At 73.9% G+C, this 7056-nt stretch carries 5 protein-coding genes and 3 pseudogenes; 3 read left to right on the plus strand and 5 right to left on the minus strand.

Features of this window, described 5'->3' with window-relative positions:
* Both KSK32_RS34800 and KSK32_RS33015 read left to right on the plus strand, forming a co-directional pair.
* Positions 1 to 2030: pseudogene (locus tag KSK32_RS34800) on the plus strand (beta-ketoacyl synthase N-terminal-like domain-containing protein); the annotation flags it as partial.
* Positions 2016 to 2900: pseudogene (locus KSK32_RS33015) on the plus strand (KamA family radical SAM protein); the annotation flags it as partial. The pseudogenes KSK32_RS34800 and KSK32_RS33015, both read left to right, overlap by 15 nt.
* Before the next feature lie 65 nt (positions 2901 to 2965).
* On the opposite strand, the gene KSK32_RS00320 reads toward KSK32_RS33015, so the two are convergent.
* On the minus strand, positions 2966 to 3160 hold the full coding sequence (locus tag KSK32_RS00320) for a CsbD family protein (RefSeq protein ID WP_216927936.1): 195 nt from the start codon (positions 3158 to 3160) through the stop codon (positions 2966 to 2968).
* Positions 3161 to 3319: 159 nt separating this feature from the next.
* Between KSK32_RS00320 and KSK32_RS00325 the strand changes: the two genes are divergently transcribed.
* On the plus strand, positions 3320 to 3931 hold the full coding sequence (locus tag KSK32_RS00325) for a histidine phosphatase family protein (RefSeq protein WP_216927937.1): 612 nt from the start codon (positions 3320 to 3322) through the stop codon (positions 3929 to 3931).
* On the opposite strand, the gene KSK32_RS00330 is transcribed toward KSK32_RS00325, so the two are convergent.
* The 4 genes and pseudogenes from KSK32_RS00330 to KSK32_RS00345 all read right to left on the minus strand — a co-directional run bounded on the left by KSK32_RS00330 (position 3864) and on the right by KSK32_RS00345 (position 6899).
* Positions 3864 to 4367: an Lrp/AsnC family transcriptional regulator gene (locus tag KSK32_RS00330; protein WP_216927938.1), complete on the minus strand. Its 504-nt coding sequence runs from the start codon at positions 4365 to 4367 to the stop codon at positions 3864 to 3866. The genes KSK32_RS00325 and KSK32_RS00330 overlap by 68 nt on opposite strands.
* A gap of 59 nt (positions 4368 to 4426) precedes the next feature.
* Complete coding sequence (locus KSK32_RS00335; protein WP_030502405.1) at positions 4427 to 4642, minus strand: DUF433 domain-containing protein; 216 nt, start codon at positions 4640 to 4642, stop codon at positions 4427 to 4429.
* A gap of 9 nt (positions 4643 to 4651) precedes the next feature.
* Positions 4652 to 5794: an acyl-CoA dehydrogenase family protein gene (locus KSK32_RS00340; protein ID WP_216927939.1), complete on the minus strand. Its 1143-nt coding sequence runs from the start codon at positions 5792 to 5794 to the stop codon at positions 4652 to 4654.
* Positions 5791 to 6899, minus strand: a pseudogene (locus tag KSK32_RS00345) (M24 family metallopeptidase). The gene KSK32_RS00340 and the pseudogene KSK32_RS00345 overlap by 4 nt, the downstream one beginning before the upstream one ends.
* Between the last annotated feature and the right edge of the window lie 157 nt (positions 6900 to 7056).

Consider the following 7056-nt stretch of genomic DNA (forward strand, 5'->3'; position numbering starts at 1 on the left):
GACGCCCTGCTCACCGACCTCGACCCGACCCGCTGGGCCCGGACCCTGCGCGCCAAGGTGCACGGCGCCTGGCACCTGCACGAGCTCACCGCCGGCCTCGACCTGACCGCGTTCGTGCTCTTCTCCTCGGCCGCCGCCACCTTCGGCAGCCCTGGCCAGGGCAACTACGCGGCCGGCAACGCGTTCCTCGACGCGCTCGCCGCGCACCGCCGCGCCCAGGGCCGGCCGGCGAGCGCCCTGGCCTGGGGCTGTGGGCCGCCGAGGACGGGATGGCCGGCGGCTCAGCCCCGCCGACCTGGCCCGGCTCGCCCGCGGCGGCACCGCCCCCTCGACACGGCGCCGGGCTGGCGCTGTTCGACGCCGCCCTGCACGTGGACCGGCCGGCGCTCGTGCCGATCGGCTCGACCTGGCCGCCGTACGGACCTCCGGAGAGGTGCCCGCCCTGCTGCGGGCGCTGCTGCCCCCGCCGCCCCGCCGGGCGGTCAACGCCGCCTCCGCGCCCGCCTCCGCGAAGGGCTTCGCCGACCGGCTGGCCGAACTCGCCGAGCCCGAGCGCGCCGAACTGCTGCTGGACCTCGTGCGTGCCCGGTGCGCCACAGTGGTCGGGCACAGCGGCCCCGAGCAGGTCGAGCCGCGCCGCCCGTTCAAGGACCTCGGCTTCGACTCGCTGATGGCCGTCGAGCTGAGCAACCGGCTCACCGCCGTCTCGGGGGTCCGGCTCGCCCCGCACGCCGTGTTCAACCACCCCACCCCGAGTTGCTCGCCGCGCACCTGCACGCCCGGCTGCTCGGCACCGCCGCCACCGAGGTTGCCGACGCGAGCACCGTCGCCCTGGACGAGCCGGTCGCCATCGTCGCGATGGCCTGCCGCTTCCCCGGCGGGATCGGCTCCCCGGAGAAGCTGTGGCGGCTGCTCGACGCGGGCGACGACGTCATCGGCGACCTGCCCGACGACCGGGGCTGGCCGCTGGCCGACCTCCACGACCCGGTGCCCGGCACGCCCGGCCGGACGTACGTGCGCTCCGGCGGGTTCCTCACCGGCATCGCCGACTTCGACGCCGAGTTCTTCGGCATCAGCCCCCGCGAGGCCCTCGCCATGGATCCGCAGCACCGGCTGCTGCTGGAGACCTCCTGGGAGGCGCTGGAACGCGGTGGCATCGACCCGGCCACCCTGCGGGGCAGCCGCACCGGCGTCTTCGCCGGCACCCACGGGCAGGACTACGCCGACCGGGTCGCCCCCGGTGTCGTCTCCGACGACGGCGAGGTCACCGCCGACGAGGGACACCTGCTGACCGGCACCGCCGGCAGCGTCCTCTCCGGCCGGGTCGCGTACGCGCTCGGGCTGGAGGGACCAGCGGTCACCGTCGACACCGCCTGCTCGGCGTCGCTGGTGGCGCTGCACCTGGCCGTCCAGGCGCTGCGCCAGGGCGACTGCGACCTGGCGCTGGCCGGTGGGGTGTCGGTGATGTCCACCCCGGCCGGGCTGACCGGCTTCAGCCGCCAGCGGGGTCTCGCCGCCGACGGGCGGTGCAAGGCGTTCGCCGAGGACGCCGACGGCTTCGGCATGTCCGAGGGCGTCGGGATGCTGGTGGTGGAGCGGCTCTCCGAGGCCCGCCGCCGGGGCCACCCCGTGCTGGCCGTCGTGCGCGGCTCGGCGGTCAACTCCGACGGCGCGTCGAACGGGCTGACCGCGCCGAACGGGCCGTCGCAGGAACGGGTCATCAAGGCCGCGCTGGGCGCCGCCGGGCTGAGTGCCGCCGACGTGGACGTGGTGGAGGCGCACGGCACGGCACGTCGCTCGGCGACCCCATCGAGGCGGAAGCGATCCTCGCCACGTACGGGCAGCGCCCGGCCGGCGCCGCGCCGGTGCTGCTCGGCTCGGTCAAGTCCAACCTCGGGCACACCCAGGCCGCGGCCGGCGTCGCCGGCGTGCTCAAGATGGTCCTCGCCATGCGGCACGGGCGGCTGCCCCGCACCCTGCACGCCGAGCGCCGCAGCTCGCGGATCGACTGGGACTCGGGATGCCCGCAGTACTGCGGCCACTGCACCCGCATGGACCTCGTCGGCAACTCCACCCCCGCCGTCGACAAGCTCAAACTCACCCTCAAGCCCGTCGACCGCTACGACGCCCACATCACCTACCTCAAGGCCCACCCCGGCGTACGCGACGTGGTCGTCTCCGGCGGCGACGTCGCCAACGTGCCGTGGCGCAACCTCGAGTCGTACCTGATGCGCCTGCTGGAGATCGAGACGATCCGCGACATCCGGCTCGCCACCAAGGCGCTCATGGGCCTGCCCCAGCACTGGCTCCAGCCCGACGTGGTCGAGGGCCTCGAACGGGTCGCCCGCACCGCCGCCCGCCGCGGCGTCAATCTCGCCATCCACACCCACGTCAACCACGCCCAGTCACTGACCCCGCTGGTCGCCAAGGCCGCCCAGACCGCACTCGACGTCGGCGTCCGCGACGTCCGCAACCAGGGCGTGCTCATGCGCGGCGTCAACGCCACCAACGCCGACCTGCTCGACCTCTGCTTCGCGCTCCAGGGCGAGGCGGGCATCCTGCCGTACTACTTCTACATGTGCGACATGATCCCCAACGCCGAGCACTGGCGCGTCCCGGTCTGGCACGCCCAGCAGCTCCAGCACGACATCATGGGCTACCTGCCCGGCTACGCCACCCCGCGGATCGTCTGCGACGTGCCGTTCGTCGGCAAGCGCTGGGTGCACATGCTCACCGACTACGACCGTGAGCGCGGCATCTCGTACTGGACCAAGAACTACCGCACCTCGATCGAGTCGGCGGACCTGGAGGCGCTGAACAAGCGCTACGCCTACTACGACCCGATCGACACGCTGCCCGAGGCCGGCCAGGCCTGGTGGCTCGCGCACCGCGACGACTGACCGGCCGCTCCGGGCACACGACGGCGGGCCACCTCTGCGATGAGGTGGCCCGCCGTTGCGCGTACTCACTTGTCGAAGGCGTCCTTGACGTCGCGGCCCGCCTGCTTGGCGTGCTCCCCGGCCTGCTTGGCGCGCGCCGTGCTCTGCTCGGAGGCGCCCTCGGCCCGCAACCGCTCGTTGTCGGTCACGTTGCCGATGCGTTCCTTGGCCATGCCGCTCATCTCCTGGGCCTTGCTCTTCGCCTTGTCGGTGAAGCTCATGTCGCCCTCCCTCGTCCGGCTACGCCTTGCCCTTGCCGCGTAGCCGGTGCCGGTCGCTGTAAACGTTGTTGCCCGGCGTACATCGCGTAAGACGTCCTAGGACAATAGGTTGAAGGTGGATGCCGGGCAGGTGCCGAGCCGCCATGGTTGACTGGGCCGGTGAGCGAGATCCTGCTGATCCGGCACGGCGAGACCACGTGGAGCGCGAGTCACCGGCACACCTCGTACACCGACCTGGACCTGACGCCCGACGGCGAGCGGCAGGCACGCGCCCTGGCTCCCCTGCTGGCCGGCCGGCGCTTCACCCGGGTGTTGTCCAGTCCCCGGCGGCGCGCCACCCGCACCGCCGCCCTGGCCGGGCTCACCGTCGACGCGATCGAGCCCGACCTGGCCGAATGGCACTACGGCGAGTACGAGGGCCGCACCACCGCCGACATCCAGGCCGAACGGCCCGGCTGGACGATCTGGACCGACGGCGGCCCCGGCGGGGAGTCGCCTGAGCAGGTGGGCGCCCGCCTGGACCGTGTCCTCGACCGGGTCGCGCCGCTGCTGGAGCAGGGCGACGTCGCGCTCGTCGGGCACGGGCACAGCCTGCGCGTGCTCGGAGCGCGCTGGATCGGGCTGCCGCCCTCGGCCGGCGCGCTCCTGCGGCTGGACACCGCCACGCTCAGCGTGCTCGGTCACGAGCACGGCCGGCGGGTGATCAGGCGGTGGAACCTGCCGGCTCCGCCGACGGACGGGGACGCCCCCGACCGGACAGCTCGCCACTGATCTTCGGCGGCCGGTTCTCATACGGCGTGGACAGCACCACAGTGGTGCGCGTGGTGACGTTCGCGGAGGTGCGGATCTCCTGCAGCACCCGCTCCAGATCGGCCGGACCGGCCACCCGCACCAGCAGGAGATAGAAGTCCTCCCCCGCCACCGAGTAACACGAGTCGATCTCGGGCAGGTGCGCCAGCCGCTCCGGCGCGTCGTCCGGCTGCGACGGGTCGAACGGCCGGATCGCCACGAACGCGGTCAGCGGCAGGTCCAGCGCCTCGAACGACACCCGCGCGGCGTACCCCTTGATCACCCCGCGCTGCTCCAGCCGGCGGACCCGCTGGTGCACGGCCGACACCGACAGGCCCACCCGCTCGGCCAGATCCGTGTACGACAGCCGACCGTCACCGGTCAGCGCGGCGACGATGGCACGGTCGATCTCCTCCACGCGCTGCACAGTAGCCGGAAAAGCGCTCCCACGCCGCACCCGGCCCGCCGTGGTGACGCTCAGCGCGCCGTCCGGTCGCGCACCGCGTCCGCGGCGTAGTTCAGCACCTCCGCCATGTCCTCCTCGTCCAGGAACGGCAGGTCGGTGAGGATGTCCGTGACCGACATGCCCTCGGCCATCATGGCCAGCAGGGTGGCCACGGGGATGCGCGACTGCCGCACGCAGGGCGCACCCCCCATGACGTCGGGGTCCGCGGTGATCCGGGGAAAGGTCACCGCGACAGGCTAGCCCTTCGCCAGCGCGCGGGAGATGACCAGCCGCTGGATCTGGTTGGTGCCCTCGACGATCTGGAGCACCTTGGCCTCACGCATGTACCGCTCGACCGGGTGGTCGGCGACGTACCCGGCGCCGCCGAGCACCTGCACCGCGTCGGTGGTCACCCGCATCGCCACGTCCGTGGCGAACAGCTTCGCCTTGGCCGCCTCGATCGAGTACGGGCGTCCGGCGTCGCGCAGCCGCGCGGCGGCCAGCGTGAGCGCCCGCGCGGCGGAGATCTGGGTGGCGGCGTCGGCCAGGCCGAACCCGAGCCCCTGGAAGTCGATGATCGCGCGGCCGAACTGGCGGCGCTCCCGGGCGTAGCCGACCGCGTAGTCCAGCGCTCCCTGGGCCAGGCCCACCGCGCACGCGGCGATGCCCAGGCGGCCGGAGTCCAGCGCGGACATCGCGATGGTGAACCCGGCGCCCTCGCCACCGATCAGCCGCTCCGCCGGCACCCGGGCGTCGTCGAAGGCGATCTGCGCGATCGGCGAGGCGTGCAGGCCCATGGTGCGTTCGGCGGCCTGCGGGTGGATGCCCGCCGTGGCACGGTCGGCCAGCAGGCAGGAGATGCCCTTCGGGCCGGGCCCGCCGGTGCGGCAGAAGATGTTGTAGAAGTCGGCCACCCGGGCGTGCGTGATCCACGCCTTGGTGCCGGTGACAGCGTACGCGTCACCGTCACGCACCGCCCGCGTGGTCAGCGCCGCCGCGTCCGAGCCACCCTGCGGCTCGGACAGACAGTACGCCCCGAGCAGCTCCCCGCCGATCATGTCCGGCAGCAGTTTGCGCTGCTCGTCGGTGCCGAACTGGGCCAGCGGGTAGCAGGACAGCGTGTGCACGCTGACCGCCTCGGCCACTGCCAGCCACCGGCTGGCGAGGATTTCCAGCACCTGGAGGTACACCTCGTACGGCTGGGCGGCGCCGCCGTGCTCCTCCGCGTACGGCAGGCCGAGCAGGCCGGCCCGGCCCAGGGTGCGCAGCACCTCCCGGGGGAACTCGGCGCGGGCCTCGAAACCGGCGGCGGCCGGGGCCAGCTCCCGGTCGGCGAGTTCGGTGGCGAGGTCCAGCAGGTCGTGGGCCTCGTCGGTGGGCAGGATCCGGTCGACGTTCATAGCGCGATGAGCTCCGTGGGGGTGGTGTTGAGCCGTTGCCCGCCGTCCGTCGTGCAGACGACGATGTCCTCGATCCGGGCTCCGTGCCGCCCGGCCAGGTAGATCCCGGGTTCGACCGAGAAAGCCATGCCGGCCTGAAGCGGCCGGGGGTTGCCGGTCACCACGTACGGCTCCTCGTGGCCGTCGAGGCCGATGCCGTGACCGGTGCGGTGCAGGAAGGCGTCGCCGAACCCGGCGGCGCCGATCACGTCGCGGGCGACCGCGTCGAGGGCCTCGGCGGTCACGCCCGGCGCGACGGCGGCCACGGCGGTGCGCTGCGCCTCCCGCAGCACCGCGTAGTAGTCCACGAATTCGGCCGGAGCGGGGCCGCCGGCCACGTACGTGCGGGTGCAGTCGGAGCGGTAGCCCGACGGCATGGTGCCGCCGATGTCGACCACCACCGGCTCGCCCGCGCCGATCGGGCGGTCCGAGGTGCCGTGGTGCGGGCTCGCGCCGTTCGGGCCGGCGGCCACGATGACGAAGTCGACGGCGGCGTGCCCGGCGGCCCGGATCGCGGCGGCGAGGTCGGCGGCGACCTCCCGCTCGGTGCGTCCGGGGCGCAGCCACTCCCCCATCCGCAGGTGCACCGCGTCGATCGCGGCGCCCGCCTCGGCCAGCGCCGCCACCTCGGCCGGCGACTTGCGGATCCGCATCTCCGCAGCACGTCGGAGGCGAGCCGCTGGGCCGCGCCGGGCAGCACGTCGCGCAGCGCGAGGACCTGCTGTGCCCACATCCGGTCGGCCAGCCCGACGGCGCGGACCGGGCCGGGCAGCGCCGCGCGCACCAACGGCCACGGGTCGGTGCCGTCGGCGTGGTCGACGATCCGGTACCCGGCGCCGGGCGCGGCCTCGGCGTCCGGCCGTTCCAGCACCGGCACGATCAGCGTCGGCTCACCCTCGGCGGGCAGGACCAGGCAGGTCAGCCGCTCCCCCTCGCGGGCGTCGTAGCCGGTCAGGTAGCGCAGGTCGGAACCCGGGGTGAGCAGCAGCGCGTCCAGGCCCGCCGCGGCGGTGGCGCGCTGGGCCGCGATCAGTCGCCCGGCGGGGTACAGTTCTTCGACTCCCACACCCGAAGCTTAACGGTCGTTTGGGTCCGGGCGGGAGTCCGCCCACGAGCGCGTTCGCCGTACGCGGCACGGCCAGGTCGGGACGTCGGGTCACGCCGGGCATTCCCGCGCCGCGCGGTTGGGGCGCGCGAGCGACCATGGAATGGTGATCCGCTTT

It is taken from the genome of Micromonospora sp. WMMB482 (genome assembly GCF_019038635.1).
Taxonomy (GTDB): domain Bacteria; phylum Actinomycetota; class Actinomycetes; order Mycobacteriales; family Micromonosporaceae; genus Micromonospora; species Micromonospora marina.

Coding starts and splice junctions, on each gene's coding strand:
- KSK32_RS00340 (WP_216927939.1), bottom strand. CDS start 5,794: ATGAACGTCGACCGGATCCTGCCCACCGACGAGGCCCACGACCTGCTG.
- KSK32_RS00320 (WP_216927936.1), bottom strand. CDS start 3,160: ATGAGCTTCACCGACAAGGCGAAGAGCAAGGCCCAGGAGATGAGCGGC.